Annotated in this window: 22 protein-coding genes and 1 pseudogene; 10 read left to right on the top strand and 13 right to left on the bottom strand. The window is 70.7% G+C overall.

Going from position 1 to position 21645, the window contains the following annotated elements; all coding sequences use genetic code 11:
- Nucleotides 1–94 precede the first annotated feature (94 nt).
- Entirely contained in the window at nt 95–1492 is a 1398-nt protein-coding gene (gene lysA / locus ACFZCD_RS23000; protein ID WP_391833702.1) for a diaminopimelate decarboxylase, read from the top strand.
- Nucleotides 1493–1525: 33 nt separating this feature from the next.
- On the opposite strand, the gene ACFZCD_RS22995 is transcribed toward lysA, so the two are convergent.
- The gene (locus tag ACFZCD_RS22995) at nt 1526–2677 is read right to left on the bottom strand and encodes a winged helix DNA-binding domain-containing protein (protein WP_391833700.1); all 1152 of its coding nucleotides are present in this window, start codon (nt 2675–2677) and stop codon (nt 1526–1528) included.
- Between the two features lie 114 nt (nt 2678–2791).
- On the opposite strand from ACFZCD_RS22995, the gene ACFZCD_RS22990 reads away from it, so the two are divergent.
- Nucleotides 2792–3970, top strand: coding sequence for a magnesium and cobalt transport protein CorA (locus ACFZCD_RS22990; protein WP_391833698.1), 1179 nt, complete (start codon nt 2792–2794; stop codon nt 3968–3970).
- A 232-nt stretch (nt 3971–4202) separates the two neighbouring features.
- Complete coding sequence (locus ACFZCD_RS22985) at nt 4203–4709, top strand: hypothetical protein (protein WP_391833696.1); 507 nt, start codon at nt 4203–4205, stop codon at nt 4707–4709.
- A 65-nt stretch (nt 4710–4774) separates the two neighbouring features.
- Here ACFZCD_RS22985 and ACFZCD_RS22980 read toward each other — a convergent pair whose 3' ends face one another.
- Nucleotides 4775–5041, bottom strand: coding sequence for a hypothetical protein (locus ACFZCD_RS22980; protein WP_391833694.1), 267 nt, complete (start codon nt 5039–5041; stop codon nt 4775–4777).
- 358 nt (nt 5042–5399) lie between these two features.
- Here ACFZCD_RS22980 and ACFZCD_RS22975 point away from each other — a divergent pair.
- The 3 genes and pseudogenes from ACFZCD_RS22975 to ACFZCD_RS22965 all read left to right on the top strand — a co-directional run.
- Nucleotides 5400–5676: pseudogene (locus ACFZCD_RS22975) on the top strand (transposase); the annotation flags it as partial.
- Between the two features lie 50 nt (nt 5677–5726).
- Nucleotides 5727–6245 (top strand): hypothetical protein, encoded by a 519-nt coding sequence (locus ACFZCD_RS22970; protein ID WP_391833693.1) that lies wholly within the window; start codon nt 5727–5729, stop codon nt 6243–6245.
- A gap of 353 nt (nt 6246–6598) precedes the next feature.
- Nucleotides 6599–6784: a hypothetical protein gene (locus tag ACFZCD_RS22965; protein ID WP_391834036.1), complete on the top strand. Its 186-nt coding sequence runs from the start codon at nt 6599–6601 to the stop codon at nt 6782–6784.
- A gap of 626 nt (nt 6785–7410) precedes the next feature.
- On the opposite strand, the gene ACFZCD_RS22960 is transcribed toward ACFZCD_RS22965, so the two are convergent.
- Nucleotides 7411–8289, bottom strand: a complete 879-nt coding sequence (locus tag ACFZCD_RS22960) for a TauD/TfdA family dioxygenase (protein ID WP_391833692.1) — start codon at nt 8287–8289, stop codon at nt 7411–7413.
- A 256-nt stretch (nt 8290–8545) separates the two neighbouring features.
- Nucleotides 8546–8968, bottom strand: a complete 423-nt coding sequence (locus ACFZCD_RS22955) for a hypothetical protein (RefSeq protein WP_391833690.1) — start codon at nt 8966–8968, stop codon at nt 8546–8548.
- A gap of 180 nt (nt 8969–9148) precedes the next feature.
- Between ACFZCD_RS22955 and ACFZCD_RS22950 the strand changes: the two genes are divergently transcribed.
- The 3 genes from ACFZCD_RS22950 to ACFZCD_RS22940 all read left to right on the top strand — a co-directional run bounded on the left by ACFZCD_RS22950 (nt 9149) and on the right by ACFZCD_RS22940 (nt 12537).
- Complete coding sequence (locus ACFZCD_RS22950) at nt 9149–10354, top strand: acetyl-CoA carboxylase biotin carboxylase subunit family protein (RefSeq protein ID WP_391833688.1); 1206 nt, start codon at nt 9149–9151, stop codon at nt 10352–10354.
- Nucleotides 10351–12057: an IucA/IucC family protein gene (locus tag ACFZCD_RS22945; protein ID WP_391833686.1), complete on the top strand. Its 1707-nt coding sequence runs from the start codon at nt 10351–10353 to the stop codon at nt 12055–12057. Before ACFZCD_RS22950 ends, ACFZCD_RS22945 begins: the two co-directional genes overlap by 4 nt.
- Before the next feature lie 264 nt (nt 12058–12321).
- Nucleotides 12322–12537 carry a DUF6243 family protein gene (locus ACFZCD_RS22940; protein WP_391833684.1) on the top strand — a complete coding sequence of 72 codons (216 nt, stop codon included), beginning with the start codon at nt 12322–12324 and terminating at the stop codon, nt 12535–12537.
- A 116-nt stretch (nt 12538–12653) separates the two neighbouring features.
- Here the strand turns inward: ACFZCD_RS22940 and ACFZCD_RS22935 are convergent, their stop codons facing one another.
- The 9 genes from ACFZCD_RS22935 to ACFZCD_RS22895 all read right to left on the bottom strand — a co-directional run bounded on the left by ACFZCD_RS22935 (nt 12654) and on the right by ACFZCD_RS22895 (nt 20229).
- Nucleotides 12654–13910, bottom strand: coding sequence for a CynX/NimT family MFS transporter (locus ACFZCD_RS22935; protein WP_391833682.1), 1257 nt, complete (start codon nt 13908–13910; stop codon nt 12654–12656).
- A gap of 21 nt (nt 13911–13931) precedes the next feature.
- Nucleotides 13932–14774, bottom strand: coding sequence for an MBL fold metallo-hydrolase (locus ACFZCD_RS22930; RefSeq protein WP_391833680.1), 843 nt, complete (start codon nt 14772–14774; stop codon nt 13932–13934).
- A gap of 36 nt (nt 14775–14810) precedes the next feature.
- On the bottom strand, nt 14811–16268 hold the full coding sequence (locus tag ACFZCD_RS22925) for a catalase (protein ID WP_391833678.1): 1458 nt from the start codon (nt 16266–16268) through the stop codon (nt 14811–14813).
- Nucleotides 16269–16393: 125 nt separating this feature from the next.
- Entirely contained in the window at nt 16394–17212 is an 819-nt protein-coding gene (locus tag ACFZCD_RS22920; protein ID WP_391833676.1) for an SAM-dependent methyltransferase, read from the bottom strand.
- 28 nt (nt 17213–17240) lie between these two features.
- Nucleotides 17241–17711: a MaoC family dehydratase gene (locus ACFZCD_RS22915; RefSeq protein WP_391833674.1), complete on the bottom strand. Its 471-nt coding sequence runs from the start codon at nt 17709–17711 to the stop codon at nt 17241–17243.
- Nucleotides 17711–17950, bottom strand: a complete 240-nt coding sequence (locus ACFZCD_RS22910; protein WP_391833673.1) for a phosphopantetheine-binding protein — start codon at nt 17948–17950, stop codon at nt 17711–17713. Before ACFZCD_RS22910 ends, ACFZCD_RS22915 begins: the two co-directional genes overlap by 1 nt.
- Complete coding sequence (locus ACFZCD_RS22905; RefSeq protein WP_391833671.1) at nt 17922–18470, bottom strand: holo-ACP synthase; 549 nt, start codon at nt 18468–18470, stop codon at nt 17922–17924. Before ACFZCD_RS22905 ends, ACFZCD_RS22910 begins: the two co-directional genes overlap by 29 nt.
- Entirely contained in the window at nt 18467–19312 is an 846-nt protein-coding gene (locus ACFZCD_RS22900; RefSeq protein ID WP_391833669.1) for a hypothetical protein, read from the bottom strand. The genes ACFZCD_RS22905 and ACFZCD_RS22900 overlap by 4 nt, the downstream gene beginning before the upstream one ends.
- Complete coding sequence (locus tag ACFZCD_RS22895; protein ID WP_391833667.1) at nt 19309–20229, bottom strand: diiron oxygenase; 921 nt, start codon at nt 20227–20229, stop codon at nt 19309–19311. The genes ACFZCD_RS22900 and ACFZCD_RS22895 overlap by 4 nt, the downstream gene beginning before the upstream one ends.
- A 447-nt stretch (nt 20230–20676) precedes the next feature.
- On the opposite strand from ACFZCD_RS22895, the gene ACFZCD_RS22890 reads away from it, so the two are divergent.
- Complete coding sequence (locus tag ACFZCD_RS22890) at nt 20677–21621, top strand: LysR family transcriptional regulator (protein WP_391833665.1); 945 nt, start codon at nt 20677–20679, stop codon at nt 21619–21621.
- The last annotated feature ends 24 nt before the right edge of the window (nt 21622–21645 follow it).

The raw sequence follows: 21645 nt of genomic DNA, 5'->3' as shown, positions 1-21645 counted from the left end.
CCTCGGCATCGCCGGAAGCCTCTTCCGCTGCCCCCTTGCCGCAGGCAAGGAAACCCGCCGCGACGGCGCGCAACCACCACGGCGCAACCCGGCGATGCCGAACCAGCCCAAGGCCGCTCGCCCCCGCAATCCCTCCGAAGGAGCCCCCGTGGCCGTGCCGACCGCCCCCGTGTCCCCGCCCCGCCCCTCCGGCGCCCCGGTGGCGCCGGTGTGGCCCGCGTCCGCCCGGGAGGTGCCGGCCGGCGGGCTCGCCGTCGGCGGGGTGCCGCTGGGCGAGATCGCCGACCGGTTCGGCACGCCCGTCTACGTCCTGGACGAGGACGAGGTGCGGACCCGCGCCCGCGCCTGGCGCACCGCCCTCCCGGGCGCCGACATCGCCTACGCCGGCAAGGCGTTCCTCTCCCGCGCCATGGTCCGCTGGATCGAGGAGGAGGGCCTGTGCCTGGACGTCTGCTCCGCGGGCGAGCTGGAGCTGGCCGCGCACAGCGGTTTCCCCGCCGAGCGGATCCTGCTGCACGGCAACGCCAAGAGCCCCGACGACGTCCGGGCCGCGCTGCGCCTGGGCGTGGGCCGGATCGTCATCGACGGCACGGGCGAGATCGCGCGGCTCGCCTCCCTCGTGCCGCCGGGCTCCCGCCAGCGCGTGCTGCTGCGGGTCGTACCGGGAGTGACGGCCGGGGCGCACGCGGCGGTGCGCACCGGGATGGACGGCCAGAAGTTCGGCCTGTCGGTCACGGGCGGCGAGGCGGAGGAGGCGGTGGCCCGGCTCCTGGGGCAGCCCCGGCTGGAGCTCGCGGGCCTGCACTGCCACCTCGGTTCGCAGATCGCGGGGCTCGGCCCGTACGTGACGGCCGTGCGCCGGCTCGTCCCGCTGCTGGCCCGGATCCGCGACCGGCACGGGGTGACGCTCCCGGAGCTGAACCTGGGCGGCGGCTTCGCCATCGCCTACCGCGAGGGCGACCCGGCCGTGGACCCGCGCACGTACGCCGACCGGATCGGGGGCGAACTGGCACTGGAGTGCACCCGCTTCGGCCTCCCCGTGCCCCGGCTGACCGTCGAGCCGGGCCGGTGGATAGCCGGGCCGGCGGGCGTCGCGCTGTACCGGGTGCTGTCGGTGAAGTCCACGGGCGGCCGGACGTTCGTGGCCGTCGACGGCGGCATGAGCGACAACCCGCGCCCGGCGCTGTACGGGGCGCGCTACACGGTCCGCCTCGCGGGCCGCTCCTCCGCCGCGCCCGCCCGTGCCGTGACGGTGGCGGGGCGGCACTGCGAGGCGGGCGACGTGCTCGCCGACGAGGTGGCGCTGCCGGGTGACCTGCGGCCGGGCGACGTGCTGGCGGTGCCGGCGTCGGGGGCATACCACCTGTCGATGGCGTCGTCCTACAACCTGGTGGGGCGGCCGCCGGTGGTCGCGGTGTCCGGGGGCCGCGCGCGGCTGCTCGTACGCCGTGAGACGGCGGCGGACCTGCGCAGCCGGGACGTCGGCGAGTGAGGCGGGGCGTGAGGCGGGGCGTCAGGCTGGGCGTCAGCCGGTCCCGGTGATGCGGAGGTCGTGCTTGCTGCCGGGGGCCGCCATGGCCAGCACGCGGGCGGCCTCCTCCTCCAGCGGGGCACGCTCCGCCCGGCGGATTGTCTCGAAGGGCTCGACCACGAGCGTCGTGGTGTCCGGGCCCCGGTCGAGGCGCCAGACGGCGCGGAGGAAGCCGTCCAGGAGGACGGTGGGGGCGGCGCGGTTGACGCGCCAGATGCGCCGGAAGTGGTCGGAGGCGACGATGCGGGCGCGGTCGGCGTGCGAGAGGAAGATGTTGTCGAACTCCGGCAGGAACCGCACCGGGGCGTCGGTGCCGGGGTCGGGCAGCGGGGCGCCGGGGAGGTCGAGGAGTTCGGTGCCGGTCTCGTCGCGGAAGGTGCGCAGTCCGGGGCGGAGGCCGTCGGCGACCGCGCGCAGCCCGGTGAGGCCGGACCACTTCTGCATGTCCTTGACGGAGGCGGGGCCGAAGGCGGCGAGGTAGCGCAGGAGGACGGCGCCCGGCTCGGTCGCGTGCCCCGGCCCCTCGGGGGCGGTCGCCCCCTCGGGGGCGGTACCCGGCCCGGGGTCGCCCAGCCAGTGCCCGGCGGTCGTGTGTGCGGCGGGCCCGCTGCGGCCCCACAGCCCGCGCGGGGGCACCTGGACGAGCGGCAGCAGGGCCCGCGCGGCCATCGCGAGATCCTGTGGGGCGTATTCCGGCCACTCCTCGGCGAGGGCCCGGCCGAGGTCGTGGAAGGTGTGCGGGCGCTCGGCGACGAGGCGGGCTGCGAGCTCGGCCACGCGCGGCAGGTCGGCGCCCGGCAGGCGCTTGCCGTGGTTGCCGCGGAACGAGCGCTCGATCACGGGCCGGCAGAGGTCGCGCAGGCCGCGGCAGTCGCGGGCGCTGACCAGGTGGATCGTCGAGCGCATCACCGGGATGCGGACGACGTCGCGCGAGGCGAGGAGGCCGGAGAGCTCCTCGGGGTCGAAGCCGTCGAGCCGGGCCGCGAGCCCGTAGTAGGGGTCCATCGGCGACTGCGCCTGGAGGCCGACCAGGTGCTCCACCGCATCGACGACCGGCAGGGCCGCCCGGCGCAGCAGCAGCTGACGTTCGAGGAGGGCGCGGTTGAGTGCGCGGACGGTCAGAATGGGCGACCCGCTGGATGTCATGCGATCACGCTAGGCGGCACTGCGGACAAGATCAGCCCTCGACCGCACCGTGCGGCCGAATTCGTCATGTATATCCTGTTCGACGGTCCTGTGAAGAGCGAGAGGGAGTCACCCGTGTCCGAAAACCCTCCACGCCGCCAGCGCCCCACGCCCAGGAACACTCCGGGGAACGCACCCAGGAAGCACTCCTGGCTCCGCCCCGCGAACGGCCGCACGGACGGCGACGCCGCCGCCCCGCCCGCACCGCCGGCGACCGGTCCCGCGAGCGGCGCGGGCAGCATCGTGCACGCCGCGGTCTACCGCGACGGCCGGCGCGTGGCGACGCCGGACTCCCTGGCGGACACGTACCGCCGGCTCCGCGAGCAGCCCGAGGCCATGGCATGGATCGGCCTCTCCCGCCCGACCGAGAGCGAACTCCTCTCCCTGGCCGAGGAGTTCGGCCTGCACCAGCTCGCGGTCGAGGACGCCCTGGAGGCCCACCAGCGCCCGAAGCTGGAGCGCTACGGCGACACCCTGTTCGTCGTCCTGCGCGCCGCCCGCTACCTGGACGCCCAGGAAGAGGTCGATTTCGGCGAGCTGCACGTGTTCGTGGGCCCCGACTTCGTCATCACCGTCCGGCACGGCGCGGCCCCGGACCTGTCGGCCGTGCGCCACCGCATGGAGGCCACCCCGGAGCTGCTGGCCCTGGGCCCCGAAGCAGTGCTGTACGCCATCCTCGACGCCGTGGTCGACGGCTACGCCCCCGTCGTCGCGGGCGTGCAGAACGACATCGACGAGATCGAGACCGAGGTCTTCGGCGGCGACCCCGCGGTCTCCCGCCGCATCTACGAACTCGCCCGCGAAATGGTCGAGTTCCAGCGCGCCACCCGCCCCCTGGTCGGCATGCTGCACGGCCTGATGGCCGGCTTCACGAAGTACGGCACCGACGACGAACTCCAGCGCTACCTGCGCGACGTCGCCGACCACGTCACCCACACCAGCGAGCGCGTCGACGGCTTCCGCTCGGCCCTCACCGACATCCTCCAGGTCAACGCCACCCTCGTCACCCAGCAACAGAACGCAGAAATGCGAGCCCTGGCCGAAGCGGGCTTCGAACAGAACGAGGAGATCAAGAAGATCTCGTCCTGGGCAGCGATCCTGTTCGCCCCCACACTGGTGGGAACGATCTACGGCATGAACTTCGACAGCATGCCCGAGCTGCACTGGACGTTCGGCTACCCCTTCGCGATTCTGCTGATGGCCGTGGTGTGCACAAGCCTCTACTTCATCTTCAAGCGACGGGACTGGCTGTAGTAGCGAAGACGGAGCCCTTGATCGGCTTTGCGTAAGCGAATAACGCCGGGGGGACTCCCGGCCCCCTGGGGGGAATCTGGGGAGAATGCGCGCCATTGGGGAGCAGAGCGTCACCTATGTCACCAGCCGTCTCAAGCATCGCTCCCATCCCGAACTCACCGATTCCCCACGCAGAGCATCACTAAGAGTGTTGACTGGGCAGTCACGAGGAGACTCACACCGGGAGGGCTGGTTGGAACCGAGGAGTGCCGCGGCAACGGGGAAGGACTTCCCCTACACCGCACGTACGACCTGCTACATCGAAGTGCACGACGACGGCACGGTGACGCACGGGAACGACCGCGCCGCTTACGAACGGGCCGTAGCTGGCAAGTCCCGTCTCTTCGCGGTCTGGCCCGGAGAGTGGTCGAGCCACTTATTCGCGATCGACGACCTGGACGAGTACGCGAAGGCACACGGGATCAAGCACGACGAGGAACGCACCGGCCTCAAGGAACACGTCCACGACGTGCAGTGGGAGCCGAACCCCTACGCCAAGGACAATCCCCGGAGTCCCTACATCGGCGTCAGCGTCACGCTGAACTGCGGCTGCTCGATCCAGGACTTGCGCACATTCGCCACCCACATGCAGGAACAGCGCGGGTGGACCGTAGCGACGAGCGGCGGCTGGGGCAGCAGCAGCGGCCCGGAAGGAACACGGTACTCATTGCGCGTACGCCGCAAAAGCCTCGCCGACTGACTCGTGCGGCCACGAAGCCGCACGGCACGCACGGGTGGCCCAGCATGTGCTGTGCCACCCGCTGCTCAGGCAGCGGCCAGGCCCTCGGGCACGCGCTCGGGGGCCAGGCCAAGCAGTGCATCGACTGCGGCGCACCCCATGCCGCCGGCCTCCGGCATGAAGTGGGCGCAGTGGTGGAGGATGATGGTCGGGCTGGAGTGGCCCAGCCATCGAGCCAGGGTCACGACGGACTCGCCCGCTTCGAGGATGATCGAGGCAAAGGTGTGCCGGAGGACGTGGAAGCCGTCCTTGCGGGATGCCTTCCAGCGCTTCCCCTTCTCCCGTAGAGGCATGACCCCTGCTGCGACGAGGGCAGGCTTCCAGACCTCGTCGTTGAAGATATTGGCGCGGATCGCGTTTCCGCGGTCGTGGTCAGAACGAGCGGGAAGGTCCGCCTCTCACGCTCGGGCTCCGGACCTCCGCAGGGCAGCTCTACCTCAACGGTTGCGTGCTGCAGGAAGTAGCCAGCCAGATCGGCGGCGACCGACGACGGCATGCCGACGATGCGTCTTCCGCCTTTGGGCAACGCGAAGTACAAGCGGCCGTTCATCAGGTGAACCTGGCGCCGTACGCGGACGATGCCGCGCTCGAAGTCAACGTCCTGCGGCGAGAGGCCGAAGGCCTCTCCCTGACGCTGGCCACAGCCAAGGGCGACGACGACCGGCCAAACTCCACGCGGACAAGGCCTATGACTACCTTCACCTACGGCGATGGCTCCGCTCACGGCACATCACACCCCGGGATCGCCGGCCGCGGCATCGAGTCGTCCGAGCGTCCCGGCCGGCACCGCTGGACCGTCGAGTGCAGCGTCTCCTGGCTCAACGGCTGCCGCAGACTCCACCGCCGCTCCGAACGCAAACCCGAGCACTTCCTCGCCTTCGCAGGCATCGCCGCAACCCTGACCTGCTACCGCCGACTCACCAAATGAAACGGCTTGTAAATGGCATGCGAGTCGACGAACGAGGGCACAATGCACTCGTGATCAGCGAGGTCATCACGGCCCTGGCAAGCGTGACTTTCCTACCGCTCGCCCGGAGGGTACGGAAGCTCTGGCAGCGTCGCTCGCCGCTTGCGGTCGTGGCAGCCCCGCACATTCTTAAGGCATGGAAGCTGGCGCTACCCGACACGGAGCCCCTCCATGTCTCCGTCCCGCTGGCGCACAGCGGGCGCCGTTACCGGCAGATGTACGAATGGCTACGCACCAAGGGCGCCTACGACTATGGGCTGACCGTGCTCGACCTGCACGCGGAGAACCGAAGCAATGAACCACTCACGATCACCGACATCGGCATCCGCAAGACAGACGTCGGCGTGCCTCTGCGCGCTGCCCTGGTGGCCTACCCACCAGCCGGCGCCGTGCAGAAAGAACTCATCTACTTCGATCTCGACGAGACCGATCCCACGGCTCGACCTGCACGATTCGACATGGGCCGTCTCGAACCCACGGGGGGACAATCCTACTTCCTCGACCGAGAGGTAAGGCTGGAGGCCGGATAATCCCAGACATTTCACGTCGCCGGATCCGCACTCCACTCACGCGTCTCGTGGGAACTCTCCATCACAATTCTGCAGGCCGGCAAAGCACGGACGATCACCGCCGTACCTGAGAGCGGGCCTCTGACGACGTCCGGCACGCCCACGGAGGGCTTCGATGGGGAGTGGATCTGGAACTGGTTCGCCGGTGAGGCAGCATCATTCATCCCAGCCCCGCATCCCATCGCGTAACCGCGCACGAGCGACAACCTCCGCAGTCGCCCGCCAGGGCGGATGTCCCCTGTCGAGGCTGCCCTCGCCCCTCGAGGTCGTCGAGCTCGTCGAGATCCTCCTCCGTGAAGAGGAAGATCCCGCCGATGACCAGGACTGCCTCGATGGACTGCCAGAGGGCCACCCTCTCGCCGGGGAAAGATGATCGCGGCGGCCGCGCCGATGACCGGGACGATGCCAAGGCCTACAAGTACCAGTACGTCTTCTGCCGTTACGGCAGCAGGATCGGCTCGGTACCGGTCGGACTGGATGCCTCACACGTGCGCTGGTAGGCCTTCGTCCCGACCGCAAAGCGGTCACAGCTGCCGCCTCGGTCGGACGCCCTGGAGCCCGGCGGAGCACGGCCTCGGCGGACCCTGAGACCAGTCGACATCGACTACGTCGTCCACTGCCGTGGCAAGGCAGACGCCTTGCGCGACCGCAAGTGGATGACCCAACGGTCCTGCATGCCATCAAGGGCACAGCCAGCTCAACAAGCACACGCGTTCGCAGACGCGCACTGGCGCCTGACCGTCTCAGCGCCGAAGCTGCCCACACCGCCCAAGCCCAGGGCCGCCGACCTCAGGCCCTCGCTCGGCGGCTGGAGTCCGTACGGACCGCACGCCTAACGGGCTACCCCATGGTCTCCGATGGCTAGCCCCTATCGAGCGGGCCTGCTGATGGCAGTGGTGTGCACGAGCCTGTACTTCATCTTCAAGCGATGGGACTGGCTGTAGCGGCGAGGGCAACCCCCCTTGATCGTCAGGCCCGGGCTCCGGTCCTTCGAAGAGGTTCAGGAAGAACAGATCGACACCGTCGACTTGGCCGCCGCAGGCAGAGATCACCTCAACGTTCGGCGAACGTCCAGGTGTAGCAATCTGGTTAGAGACGCGCTCGACACTGGAGGTTGAAGAGCGGATCAGTCGGCCCACAGCCGCACCAGACAGCGGCCCGCGAGCGGTGGGGGTGGGTCGGTGAATGACGTCCGGCCGTGCAGGATGGCCATGTTGTCCACCAGCAGCAGGTCACCGCGGCGGAGCCGCACGCGCAGGGCCATGCGCGGGTCCGCCAGGATCTCGTCGAAGGCGTCCAGGGCGGCAACCTGAGCGGTGGACAGCGGGGCTCCGTGCTCTTGCTGGCCGCGGGTGATCCAGTATCGGTTGTACTGCACGTGCAGGCGGCCGGCGCTGCGCCGGAAGACGGGGTAGATGTGTTCGAAGTCCGGTCCGTGGCCGAAGTGGAAGTCCTGGTAGAGGTCGGGCAGGACGTCCGGTCGGGTCCTGAGCAGTACGTTGTGTACGGCGTGGCCGCTCACCAGCACCGATTCGCCGCCGTGGCGCGCCGGGCGGACGCACAGCATGCCCAGCAGCCGTGGAGGTCCGGGGAATTTTGCCCGGTCGGTGTGCAGGGCGAGGTCTCTGTCGGAGCGGTGCGGGCGTCCCGGGAGTGCGGTGGTGGGGGCCGCAGCCGTCACCAGGTTGTCGCCCGGGTGGTCCGGGTTCACAGGACGTACGTCGCCCAGCGGTGCCATGAACCGCCGGCACGCCTCGACGCACTCTTCATCGGTCAACGTGTCAACGCCGAGGCCGCGCACCACGGCCAGCCCGGGGCCGTGGTTCAGGCACTGCGCGGCCCGGGCCACGGGATCGGCACTGTCCCGGCCCGAGGGCGCGTCGCCGGTGGCACTCCCAGGCGCCCCGGCGGGCAGCGGAGGGTCTAACGGGACCAGCCAGTCCCGTTCTTCCAGCGCCGTACCCTGCCATGCGGAGGGCCCCGTGACCGCAACCGGTGTGTCCATCAGCGGGCTCCTTCCAGCCTTGCGGTCCCTTGTCATCGCCGGGTCGATCGGACCAGCCGTACGTCACAGGCTGCATGGCGAGGAGGGCGGCCACGGCACGTTCGATGCGCTGCTCGTCGGTCCTGGCGGTCGGGGCGGCACTGAGGTGGTCGCAGTCGGAGCGGTAGAGAGGATACTCCGCGCCGGCCTGGCAATGTCCGGTGATCACCAAACGGTGCCGTCCCAACCGTTCGCCGCAGTCAACTAGGCAGGCGTCTCAGGGGCGGACCAGCAGGCCCATCGTGCCGAACGCGTGCGACGCCCCGTACTGCTCGTCGCCACGGAAGGTGGCGACGTAGCCGTTGGTCAGGGTGCCGGCGCTCGCCGTACCCAGGCGCAGGGGTCCGATGCACGCGGCTTCACCATCGGCGCCGGTGACGGCGCGGCAGATCTCGCTGCCGTCGGGGGTCGTGAACTCCACGCGCTTGCCCCGGAGCGGCTTGCCGGTCTCGGCGTCGTGCAGAAAGGCCCTCGCGCCGATGGAGGGCGGGAAGAGGTTGGCGTTCGCGTTTTCGGTGACGAGGCGCGTCGCATGCGGTTCCTGGGAGCCGTGCTCCCCGTGCGCCGAGGCTACTTGCGCGCAGGACAGGACCGTCGCGGCGGCGAGGACAGCGGTGCCGAACCAGGACCGTACGGACATGGGGTCTCCTTGAAAGACGGGTTCCGGAGCTGAATGATCCGCTCCTCATACCGTCCGCCTAACGGTGGGATGCGGCGGAGGTTACGGGGTGAACGGACCGGCCGGCGCCACGTAAGACAAGCCAACTGCCATGCCTCGCGGACGGGTTGACACGAACGGTGCCGGTCCTAGAGTTCCCTCGTGCTGTATTTGCTGGCGCTGCCCCCGACCGACTCCGTCACCGAGGGCTATCTCCCGGCCGCCGCCCGGCTGGGGCTTGACGTCACACTGCTCACCGACGCACCCGAAGCGCACCGACAGGCCTACGAGGGGCACGGCGGGGACGCGTGGCCCCGGATCGACATCGTCCCCTGCGAGGTACGCGACTTCCGCGAGGTGATCGCCCGCATCGCGGCGCTCGACCGCCGACCGGAGGCCGTGTTCACCAACAGTGACCACCTCCAGGTGCAAGCGGCACTCGCTGCCGAATGGTTCGGCGTGCCGGGCAAGAGCTGGCGGGCCGCGCTGCTCACCAAGAACAAGGCGCAGATGCGGCGGGCCCTGGCCGAGGCGGGGCTGGAGACCGTATGGAGCGCGGAGTTGACCAGGCCCGGGGACGCGGAGGATGTCCGGCCGCCCTTCCCTTGTGTGGTCAAACCTCGCGAAGGGGTGGCCAGCGAGGACGTCGAGCTGGTCGAGGACCGGGCGGAACTGCTCCGGCACTGCCAGGACGTGTGGTCCCGGCGTCCCGGCCTGCCCTTGGTCGTCGAGGATTACCTGGCGGGGCCGCTGCGCACCCTGGAGACCCTGGGGGACGGGCACGTCCTGCACGTCCTCGGCTCCTTCCATGAAGTGGACGTCGTACCACCGCACTTCGTCCTGCGGCGCGCCGATCTGCTGCCTGCTCCGCCCCCGACGCACGTGGAGCAGGTCGTCGCACGGCTCGAGGCCCTCGGTGCCGGGTTCGGCGCCTGCCACACCGAGTTCGTGGTCCAGGGCGATCGGGTCCGCGTGATCGAAGTCAACTACCGCTCCGCCGGCGACCAGGCCGACCTCGGTCTCGCCGAGGCGCTCGGCATCCCCTTGTTCGAGCACATCCTCGGCACCCACCTCGGCCACCCGCTCCCGGCCGGCCTCGGCGCACGGAGACCGGGACGGCTGCTCCGCATCGAGACCGTGCATGCCGAGCACGCCGGAGCCCTCACGTCCGCACCGGGACCCGTGGAGTGGGACCGGGACGGGGTGCGGCTGGTCTACCGGCCGCAGCGCAAGATCGGCGAGGAGCACCCCCTTCGCCACTCCGACCGCGACCACCTCGGCGTCTTGCGGGCCACCGGACCCGACCAGGACCGGATCGGACATGTCGTGGCAGCGTTCCTCGCCGCCCATCGCTGGGAGATCGCGTGACGGCGGAGGAGGACGACATCCTCGCCCGGGCCCTCGGCGCCCTGTTGCGGGAAGACCCGTATGACCTGCGCCCCGGGGCGGTCGTCGAGCGACGGCCCGACGGCGACTGGCTCGTCCTTCCCGGGGTGGACATTCCCATACGTCCCGACGGCTTCCAGTGCGAGATCCGGGTTCGCCCGGTCCCCGGCCTCGGTGCCGTACTGGACCGGCTGCGCGAGGGCGTGGCCGAGCGGGACCTACCGGGTTTCGACGCCTTCCATACCGAATGCGACCAGGCTGTGGCCATGGTCCGGCTGCAGTGGCGGGAGCGGTCGCGCGTGGTCGGGAGACTGGCCGAGGAGCACGGGGCCGTGGAGGAGTGGACGGGGGTACGGGGTTCCCTCGCGTTCGAGGCGCTGGCCGCCTTCCGGGACCACCCGGTCTACCCCACCGGCCAGGTGCGCACCGGTCTCGATGAGCACCAGCTCCTCGCGTACGCACCGGAATTCCGGCCCGCATTCGGCCTGCGCTGGCTCGTTCTGCCGCGTGACGCGCTGACCCTCGGACGGCGGGCCCGGCTGCCGCGCTGGTGGCCGACCCCCGCCTCCCTCGGCCTGGCCCGGTCCCGGTCCAACGACGGGTATCTGGCGCTGCCCGTTCACCCGCTCACCGCCGAGGGCCCCCTCGCCGAGGCCGTCACCGCCGCCGGCCTCGGCGGCAGCGCGCAGCTGGCCGAGACGACGTGGCCGGCCGTGGTCCCCACGCTGTCCATGCGAACCGTCGCCGTCGCCGACGACCCCGGCGTCCACATCAAACTTCCCCTGGCCACGTCCACCTTGGGACTGCTCAACCGGCGCACCATCAAACCGGGTGTCCTGCCCAACGGCGAGTGCGGGCAGCGACTGGTGGCGGAGATCGCCGCTCGCGAGCCCCGCTTCGCCGACGCCGTGCTGCTCACCGACGAACGCACCCACCTCGGCGCGGGCCACGAACTGCTCGCCGCGCTGGTCCGCCGCTACCCGTCCGGCCTCGACGACGCCCATGTGGTGCCGGTCGCCGCCCTGCTGGCCACCTGCCCCGACGGCCGTCCCGTCGTGGACGTGCTCGCCGAATGCCATTACGGGGGCTCGGTGGTCGCGCTGCTCGACGCCTACCTCCGGCTGCTGCTGGACTGGCACACCACCCTCTTCTCCTACGGCATCGCGCTGGAATCGCACCAGCAGAACACCTCGATCGTCCTCGACGGCCACGGCGGCCTTCCCCGGATGCGGCTGCTGATCAAAGACAACGACGGGCCGCGCGTGCATCCTGCGCGCCTTGCGGCACGGATCGGCGGGGCGGCAGCCGCCGGTCTGCTGGGCTTCACCGACCCCCGGGTCCTCGTCACCGACGACGGCCCGCTGACCGACCTGTTCACGACCGTGACCGTTCACCTGTGTGCGGCTGCCCTCGCCTTCGAACTGGCCGAACGCGGCCGGGCCCCGTTGGACACCTGGCTGGGGCTCCTCCGGAACCGGCTCACCGAAGCCGTCGACCGGCTCCCCGCGGGACCGGCCGCGGTGCTGCGCGCCCGGGTGCTCGAGGCGCCCCGGTTGCCGATCAAGGCGATGGTCACCGCCGGAACGCTGTTCAGCAAGGACCGCTCGGGCGCCGTGGACATCAACAAACACTACGCCGACGGGCCCAACTACCTCCTCCCCACCGACTCGGGGCGGCCGGCGTGATCACCCGCCTCCCCAACCCGCGCAGGACTGCCTGAGCCCCAGCCGAGCCGGCCCCGGCGCTCGCCGGAAGCCCGGCCGACGCCGGGGCGGCGAAAATCCTGGCGCGCGGGGCCGACGAAACCGGGTAACGTCTTTGTCATGTTCTTCCAGACACCGATTTACGAGTGAGAGCGTGACGGGCCCCTGCTGACGTCCTTCGACGTCGCCGCGCCCGTCCCCCACCGTGAATCCGTAGATCACTTCACATCATCACCGGGAGAACCCGTGACCGACAGCAAGAACATCAACAACCCCGTGGGCCAGGGCGGCGGCCAGCGCAAGAAGCAGTCCCGCGCCGAACGGCAGAACAACGGTCCGTACCGCAACCGCGACCGCCAGAGTGCCGCGGACCAGAAGGCCGAGCTGGTGCGCAAGATGCGCGAGAAGGCCCGCGCAGCCGAGGCCGCCGGGCAGGCGGGCGACGACACCGCACAGAGCTGACGCACCTCCGCACAGGGCGGCGACCGCACGGGGTAGGGCCCGGACCGCAACACATGGTCCGGGCCCTACTGCCGTCTGCGGCGCCGCCCACAGCCGGCACCGGTCGGCGGGGCTACTTAGCGGGCTACCTGGCCGCCTCGGCCCGCCAGGGCTCCCGTGATGCCCATCGGGAGTGCCAGGATCAGCAGGGCTGTCAGGCCTGTGGTCCAGTTGCCCGTTAGGTCGCGGGCCGCGCCGAAGGCGGTGGGGCCCAGGGCGGCTACCAGGTAGCCGACGCACTGGGACATCGCCGACAGCAGGCCCGCGTCGTGGGTGGTGCGGGCGCACATGGACATGTAGGCGATGCCCAGGGAGAGGACGGCGCCCAGGCCCAGGCCCAGTACGGCGGCCCACAGCACCGCCGCGCCGGTCGGCGCCGCGATCAGGCCCGCGAAAGCCACGACGCACAGCGCCGTGCCCGCCACCGCCAGGTAGCTCTGCCGGCGGGAGCGCTGGGCCCACACCGGTACGAGGAGCGAGGTGACCATGGCCGAGCCCATGCAGACCGCCAGCAGCACTCCGGCGCCGCCCTCGCTCCAGCCGTGGTCGATGTAGAACGACGGCAGCCAGGTGGTCGCGGTGTAGTAGAGCAGCGACTGGAAGGCGTAGAACAGGGCCACCGCCCACGCCAGGCGGCTCCGCCAGATCGAGCCGCCCGCCTGCGCCGCCACCGGCGGCTGCGCACGGTCCCGGCGCAGCTTCGGTGCCCAGACCAGCAGCGCCGCCAGGGCCAGGACGCCCCATACGGCCAGGCCGCCCGCCCACGTCAGTGACAGCGCGTCGCGCAGCGGGACGGTCGCGGCGGCCGTGACCGCGCCGCCGCCGACCAGCATGGTGGTGTGCAGGCCGGACATCAGCCCGACCTGCTGCGGGAAGTCCCGCTTGATCAGCGCGGTGATGACCACGTTGGCGACGGCCACCGCGGTGCCGACCAGGAACGTCCCCGCGAAGAGGGGGAACAGCTCCGGGACGAGGCGCACCGCGCTGCCGCACAGCAGCACCGCCAGCACCACGACCAGGGTGCGCTCCATGCCCCAGCGGCGGGCCAGCCGGGGGGCGAGCGGGGCGAAGATGCCGAAGCAGATCAGCGGCAGCGTCGACAGCGCCCCGGCGCCGCCGTTGGACAGGCCGGTGACGTGCCGGATCTCGTCCAGCAGCGGGGAGACCGCCACGATGGCGGGCCGCATGTTGATGCCGACCAGCAGCACCGCCAGGGCGTACCAGAGCAGGTGGCGGCTCCGGTGGGCGCCCCGGGCGGGACCGGGCCCCGGGCCGGTCCCGCCTGCCGTCCCGCGGGGCGGAACCCTGGTTTCCGATTCAGGGGGTGGGGTCACGGACCATCCTTCCGGCTCTGGTCAGGCGGCGGCAGCGGCGAACGGCACGGCTTCCCCGTCGCCGGGGGCGATGCCGTGGATGCCCCTGGCCCGGGCCGCCCGCAGGAAGCGCCCGCGCACGTCGTGCTGCTCGGTGTAGTACGGCGGGTTGTTGAACAGGTCGTAGTGGATCGCGCAGGCCGTCGACGCCTCCAGCACGACCGCCGCTTCGACGGCCTGCTCCGGGGTGAGCGTGGCGGGCTGGTTGGTGGGCGTGATGCCCTCGCGGCGGGCCATCACCCCGGCGATGGGCAGGAACGCGACGTCGAAGGGTCCGTAGTCCCGGGCGATCTCCCACCACTTGCCGTGCCAGATGGTGTCGCCGAAGTGGATGATGCGCAGCCCCGGGCCCTCCACGATCCACGCGACCTGGTCGTCGCCGCGCCAGTCGTGGGACGGCACGGGGATGGTGGTGAACGGCCCGATCTGCCGCCGCTCGCCCATCTCCTGCGGTACGGCCTCCACCCCCATCTCCGCCAGCACGCCCGCGATCGGCGTGTGGCAGCCCACGGTGCAGCCCTCGCCGGCGGCGATGCCGGCGAGCAGCCTGCGGTCGCAGTGATCGGGGTGGAGGTGCGTGACGAAGGCGTGGGTCCGCACCCCCGGGGCGGCCTCGATGCTGGGCAGGGGGCGCCGCGGCATGCCCTGGAACCCCGCGAGGTCCGCCGGGTTCTTCAGGGCGTCGATGACCACCCGTACGTCCCCGGCCGCCACCTCGACGCCGGCCCAGGCGAGACGCCGCAGGGTGACGGCCCCGGCGGCGGGCCCCGCCGAACCGGCCGAACCGGCCGAACGCACCGTACGCGTCGAACGCGCCGAACTCATGGTCTGCTCCTCACGATGCCGTGCGTGCGTGCGTGCTCACTTCCCGTTGACACCCAGACCCCTGGCCACCTGCTCGCCCAGGTCCTTGTGGACGCTGCGCCAGTAGTCGGCGATGCGGCCCTTCGTCTCCGTCCGCACCTCGGGGGCCGAGGCGTGCGCGACGATGTTGGCCACCAGGTGCTCGCGGTCCGCGGCGGTCATGACCTTCTCCCACAGGGCGCGCGCCTGGACGAAGTCGTCGTCCTCGGCGTGCAGCCGGTGGGCGCTGCGCACGATCTCCCCGGTGACCTCGTAGTGCTCGCCCGCGAGCAGGTTCGGGTCGGCGACCGGGCCGGCGAAGCTGTTGGGCGCGTACACCGGGTCGCCCGGGTTGTCGTAGCGCATGGCCCCGTCGCGGTTGTAGGAGTGCACCGCGTTCTTCGGCCGGTTGACCGGCAGCTGGAGGTAGTTGGGGCCGATCCGGTAGCGGTGGGTGTCGGGGTAGCTGAACAGCCGGCCCTGCAGCATCTTGTCCGGGGAGGCCGCCACGCCCGGGACCAGGTTCGACGGCTCGAACGCGGCCTGCTCGACCTCGGCGAAGTAGTTCGCCGGGTTGCGGTTGAGGGTCAGCTTGCCGATGTCGATGGGCGGGTAGTCCTCGTGCGGCCAGACCTTGGTGAGGTCGAACGGGTTGAACCGGTAGTCCGCGGCGTCCTCGAAGGGCATGACCTGGACCTGGAGGGTCCACGACGGGTGGTCGCCCTTCCGCACCGCGTCGTGGAGGTCCCGGATGTGCAGGTCCGGGTCCGCGGCACCCGCGGCGGCGGCCTCCTCGTGGGTGAAGTTCCTGATCCCCTGGTCCGTCTTGAAGTGGTACTTCACCCAGAACTTCCGGTAGGCCGCGTTGTACCAGAGGAAGGTGTGGCTGCCGTAGCCGTTCATGTGCCGCCACGAGGCGGGCGTGCCGCGGTCGGACATCAGGATCGTCACCTGGTGCGCCGACTCCGGCGACAGCGTCCAGAAGTCCCACTGCATGTTGTGGTCGTGCAGGTGGTTGTCGGCGCGCCGCTTCTGCGAGTGGATGAAGTCCGGGAACTTCTGCGGGTCGCGGATGAAGAAGATGGGGGTGTTGTTCCCGACGATGTCGTAGTTGCCCTCTTCGGTGTAGAGCTTCACCGCGAAGCCCCGCGGGTCACGGGCGGTGTCCGCGAAGCCGAGCTCGCCGGCGACCGTGGAGAAGCGCAGGAACAGCTCGGTGCGCTTGCCGCGCCGGAAGACGTCCGCCTTGGTGTACTGGCTGACGTCCTCGGTGATCTCCAGGACCCCGTACGCCCCGCCGCCCTTGGCGTGCACGACCCGCTCGGGCACGCGCTCGCGGTCGAAGTGGGCGAGCTTCTGGATCAGGTAGTGGTCCTGCAGCAGCAGCGGGCCGTCGGCGCCCACGGACTGCGAGAACTCGTCGCTCGGTACCGGGATACCGCTGTCCGTGGTCGTCACCGGACGACTCTCGGTCATGGCACGTTCCCTTCGTGAGACGGATGGCCGCCGTAGCGAAACGGCAGGGAAGGAAGCACAACGAAACGGCGGGGAAACGGCGCGGAGCGGCACGGCCCGGGGCCGTGCCGCTGCACTCGCCGGGGCTACGCGAGTTCCGCGCGGAGCAGCCAGTTGCGCGGCGCTCCCTTGACCTCGCGGGGCTGGACGGCGTACGGCCAGCGGCCCTCGCCCGCGCCGGGCTCGCCCGGCTCCTTGAGCTCCCGTACGGTCCACCCGGTGCCGGCCATGAACTCCTCGGGCTCGTCGGTGCCGAAGAGCCAGGGGATGCCGTCCTCGTTGAGGGCGGACAGGAAGATCTGGGTGGCGGGGCTGCGCAGCAGCGCCTTGCTGAGGATGTCCACGGCGACCCAGCTGCCGGGTGCGGAGTTGGCCGCGAAGGTGCGCATCAGGGTGGCGGACTGCTCCTCGGTCAGGAAGAACAGCAGGGCCTCGGGGATCCACAGCGTGGGCAGGGCGGGGTCGAAGCCGGCGGCGCGCAGCGACGCGGACCAGTCCCCCGCGAGGTCCGCCCCGACCCGCTGCAGCCGCACGGTCGGCGACGGCGAGCCGAGCTGCGCGAGGCGCTTCTCCTTCTCGTCGATCAGGGCCTGGTGGTCGACCTCGAAGACGGTGACGTCGTCCGGGAGGGCCAGCCGGTAGGCGCGGGTGTCCATGCCTGCCGCGATCAGCACGACCTGCCGGATCCCGCGGCCCGTGAGGTCGCGGATCGCGTCGTCGAGGTAGCGGGTGCGGACGGCCACGAACTCGACGAGTCCGCCGCCGCCGTAGTGGTCGAGCAGCTCGAACCCGCGGGGCTCGGCCAGCGCCCGGGCCAGCGGGTCGTTGAACAGGGCGTCGCTCCGCTCGCTCTCCAGCGCACGGGCCGCCGCAGTCCACTGCGACGTGTAGGACACGGTCTCCATGACGGGCTCCGTTCTCGGGATGGTCGGGTCAGGACTGCTTGGGCCGGCACCGGAAGCGGGCGTTGAGGATCAGCGTCAGGACCTCGTCGCCGGCCGCGTTCACCAGGCGCCCGCGGTTGCGGACGATGCGGAAGTCGGGCGCGGACAGCGAGGGGAGGGACGCGACGATCTCGCACGTGCCGCTCAGCACGTCGCCCGGCCGGACCGGCTGCAGGAAGCGCAGCTCGTCCACTCCGGGCGAGCCCTCGACCGTGCCCTCGGCGGCGGCGTCCGGCAGCAGCGTCGTCACGTACAGGCGCATCCAGATCGCCGCGGTGTTCCAGCCGCTGGCGATCAGGCCGCCGAAGGCGGAGGCGCGCCCCGCCTCCTCGTCGAGGTGGTACGGCTGCGGGTCGTAGGTGCGGCCGAAGGCGGTGATCTCCTCGGCCGTCACCTTGTGGGACCCGAGGTCGTAGCGCTTGCCGATCTCGTAGTCCTCGGCGTGGACCAGTCGGCCCATCAGAAGTACTTCCGCTCGATGGCCTCCAGCGTGCGGAAGTCCTCGAGGTCGATGGCCTCGTGGTCGATCTCCACGCCGCTGGCCTCCTCGACCGTCAGCACGAACTCGACGAAGGAGAGGGAGTCGACGAGGCGGGCCTTGATGAGGTCCTCGTCCGGGGCGATGGAGGTGCGCTCGGGGTGCTTGGCCAGCAGCCAGTTCCGGACGGCGTCAACGTTGGACGAGGTCTTGCTCGGCATGGGGTTCCTCCTTGGACGTGGACGTGGACGTGGACTTGGACATGGACTCGGGCGTGGACTCGGGCATGGACCTGTGCACGGAGTGGTGCGAGGCGTCCTGCACGGAGTGGTCCGGGACGTCGTGCGCGGGGCGTCCCGCCGCGGCGGCCGCGACGGCGACGGCGAAGAGCTCCTCGTGGGAGATGCTGACGTCGACGGCCTCGATGCCGGCGTCGGCGGCCCAGGTGCGGGCCGGCCCGGTGAGCCGGACGCGGGGCCATTCACCGGAGCTCTTGAGGATCTCGATGGACTGCCAGGGAAGCGGCCGGCCGGGAACGTGGAGCAGCTTGAACACGGCTTCCTTGGCCGCGAGCCGGCCGGCCACGCCGTGGGCGTCCCAGCCGGTGGCGAACCGGCTCGCCTCGGCCTCCGCCGGGGTGAGCATCCGGTGCAGCTGGCTGTCGTCGCCCGACTCGGTCATGGCCCGTACACGGGCCACGGGGACGAGGTCGACCCCGACCCGGACGGCGGGCCCGCTCACGTGGCGGCGGCGTCGGCGGCCGCGTTGACGGCGGCGCGGGCGCGCTGCAGGTCGCCGCCGTAGAGGTCGCTGAGGACCGCGAGCCACCGTTCGAGGCCGAAGGCGACGCACCCCGTGAAGGCGTGGTCGCCCGTGCCCTCGACGGTGATGTCGCACCGCTCGCCGAAGAAGTTGCGATGGGTGTTGACCGAGGCGATGGCCAGGCCGTCGACCTGGAACTCGTGCTTGACGGGGCTGAGCCGCTGCAGCAGGGCACGGCCGCCGTCGCGCTCGAAGAAGGGGTCGGTGGCCGCCTTCTTGTCCAGGACGAGGCCGAGGTCCTTCGCGAACCGTTCGATCCGGTCGGTGAAGCGGGCGTTGACGTCCTGGGTGTGCTCGAACGTCCCGACGGCCACGATCTCCCTCATCTGGAAGCTGAGCAGCCGCCTCAGCCCCTCGTACTTCGCCTCGTTGCGGAAGCACCGGTTGATGAGGGTGATGGTGGTGTCGGGCGCCACCGCCTGCTTCTCGAAGAAGAGGTAGGCGCCGTAGCAGCTGGAGTGCGGCAGTCCCAGGAACGGCGGGTCGACGTCGCGGCTGGCGAAGGCGCCTTCCACCGGCGCGGGCGGGGCGCCGGTGACGTCGAGAGGGCCGCCGACGAACTGCAGGTGCGGGAAGTTCTCGTAGACGTCGAACTTCTCCAGGTCGCTGAGCGGGTAGACGGGCGGCGCCATGATCTCCCGCGCGCCGGCGCCGGCGGCCCAGCCGGTGATGGCCCGGTCCAGGTCGCGCAGCAGGTCGGTCTGGTCGGGGCCGAGGATGGTGAGCGCCCCGCCCCGGGCCGTCGAGATCGTCGCGGTCATACCCGCACCCCTTCCGCGGACGGCCGGACGGAAGTCAGGTCGCGGTCCGTCAGGATGCCGGTCCTGACCAGGTAGTTCAGCGGCTTGCGGAACACCTGCTGCTGGAACTCCGCGCTGCGCGGGGAGGCCAGCAGCCGCCGCCGGACGGCGAACGGTTCGGGAATTTCAGCGTCCCGGTAGACGTGCGGGTTGAACAGCGAGGCGAAGCTGTAGTTCAGATAGCGCTTGACGTAGTCCCGGACCCGGCCGAGCTGTTCCTCCGAGGCCTTCGCCTGCAGTTCCTTGAAGAGCAGGGAGACCAGTTCGCGGCCGAAGGCGATGTGCCGGGACTCGTCCTGGTGGTGGATCCGGTTGACCGCGCGGATCGTGTCGTGCAGCCGCTCGTCCGCCGCCATGGTGCTGTTGAAATGGTCGACCAGTTCCTCGAAGAGGAGAATGCGGGCGAACACCAGGAAGCTGGCGGCCTCATCGGGCCACGATTCCCCTTCCCCGGCCGGCTCCAGCTTACGGTAGATCTTCTTGCCGTAGCGCAGGCAGAACTCGGCGAAGAACCACATGTGCTCGTTCTCTTCGCCGATGAAGTGGTGGAAGAACTCCGACGGAATCTCGAAGCCCCGGGTGTGGATGCGCCGGGTGACTTCGACGATGAGATCGCGAATGCCGTCGACGTTCAGGCTGTAGAAGTTGATGCTCTCCCACCGGGAAAGGCGGTGGAGCTGCTCCTGGTCGAGTTCGGCGGCGACATCGGTCCCGTGGGTGGTCATGAGCTCGGGGCTCATCCACCACCGGTCTTCCGGCAGGGAATCCGGCCAGTCGAACATCCGGTAGGGGTTGTAGTAGTCCTCGACCGATTTGCGGTTGAGGCGTTCCAGGATCTCCTGGAACCGGTCGTCCTTGCTGATCAGCTCGCTGATCATCCTACCTCCAGCATCCGAGGGGGGTCACTCCGGTGGCGACTGGACGGACAGGGCGGCACAGAGTCCGGACACAAAAGGAAGCACTGCTCGAATTCGACCGGCATTCGGCCGGCATTCGGTGCGGGCTTACGGCCATTCGACGCGGGTTTGCGGCAGTGACGTTTCCACGCGCCGCCCGGACCGTCCAATAAAATGGATCTATGGATCCATAGACGATCCCTAAGAGAGCTGGTCGGAAGCCTCCCGCAACACACCGAGTGGCGTGGATCACAGTGGCGCCCCGGGGTCGTGCGGCCGGGCGTCAATAAGCGGATGACGAGCCGGTTTTCCGGGCTCCCGGGCGCTGCCGGGGCATTGACCTGACTTCCCCTCACGTTGCTACACTCACGAGGCACCCGGAAGGAAAACTTTCGTAATGGGAATATCCTGAAGCGGGAGGTCGTACTTGTGCCGGGAGACCAGGAGCCGTTACTCAGCCTCTCCGGTCTGTTGCGCCGCCTGGAGTACTTCGTCGTCGTGGCCGACGAGCTCCATCTGGGACGGGCCGCCCAGCGCTGCGGGGTGAGCCAGCCCACCCTCTCCCATCAGATGAAGGTGCTGGAGAAGGAGCTCGGGGCCGAACTGCTGAGCCGGGGCAACCGCCGGATGGCGCTCACCCCGCCGGGCAGGGCCCTGCAGGAGGAAGCACCGCAGCTCCTGCAGCGCACCTACGCGATCAAGGCCCGGATCAAGGACGCGGCCGCGGGGCACCGGCGCCCGGTGCGGGTCGCCTTCAGCCGCTCGGGCCATGCCCTGCGGCAGCGGGAGATGGTCGCGGAGTTCCGGGAGCACGACGACGTCCCGGTCTCCGTCGAGTCCGGCTGGTCGGAACGGAACATCGAGCTGGTGCGCGCCGGCCGGGCCGACTTCGCGTTCGTCAGGCCGCCCGTCGACGCGGACGGCCTGCGGTTGTCCGTGGTGGGAAGCGTGGAGCTGGTCCGGCTCCTGCCGGGGAGCGGCGCCACCGGCCGCGCGGCGGAGGAACGGCAGGCCCGGGAGCTCCCGCTCGTCATGTGGCCCCGGGCGCTGGCCCCCGGCCTCTACGACCGGATCCTCGACGTCGTCCGGCAGGAGCGCTCCCCGCAGGTCGCCTGGGAGGAGCCCGACTACATCAACGTCGCCGCGGCCGTGGCCTCCGGCGCCGGCATGTCGTACATGGACCGCGACATCGCCGAATGGATGAGCCTGAGCGTCGACCTGCGCGTGCGCCCGCTGGGCCCGCACGGGCCGCGGACGGACATCGCCGTGGTCTGGCGCCACGACCAGGACCAGGACCTGGCGTCCCGGTTCGTCTCCGCGTGCTGCCGGATCGGCTACGTCCGCCACGCGGACCGCAGGTGCCTGGTGCGGTAGCCGGCAACGCCCATTACCCGAAGG

Origin of the sequence: Streptomyces sp. NPDC008001 (assembly GCF_042958085.1) — a bacterium.
Taxonomy (GTDB): Bacteria; Actinomycetota; Actinomycetes; order Streptomycetales; family Streptomycetaceae; genus Streptomyces.
This window is presented reverse-complemented; position numbering and strand designations above follow the sequence as displayed.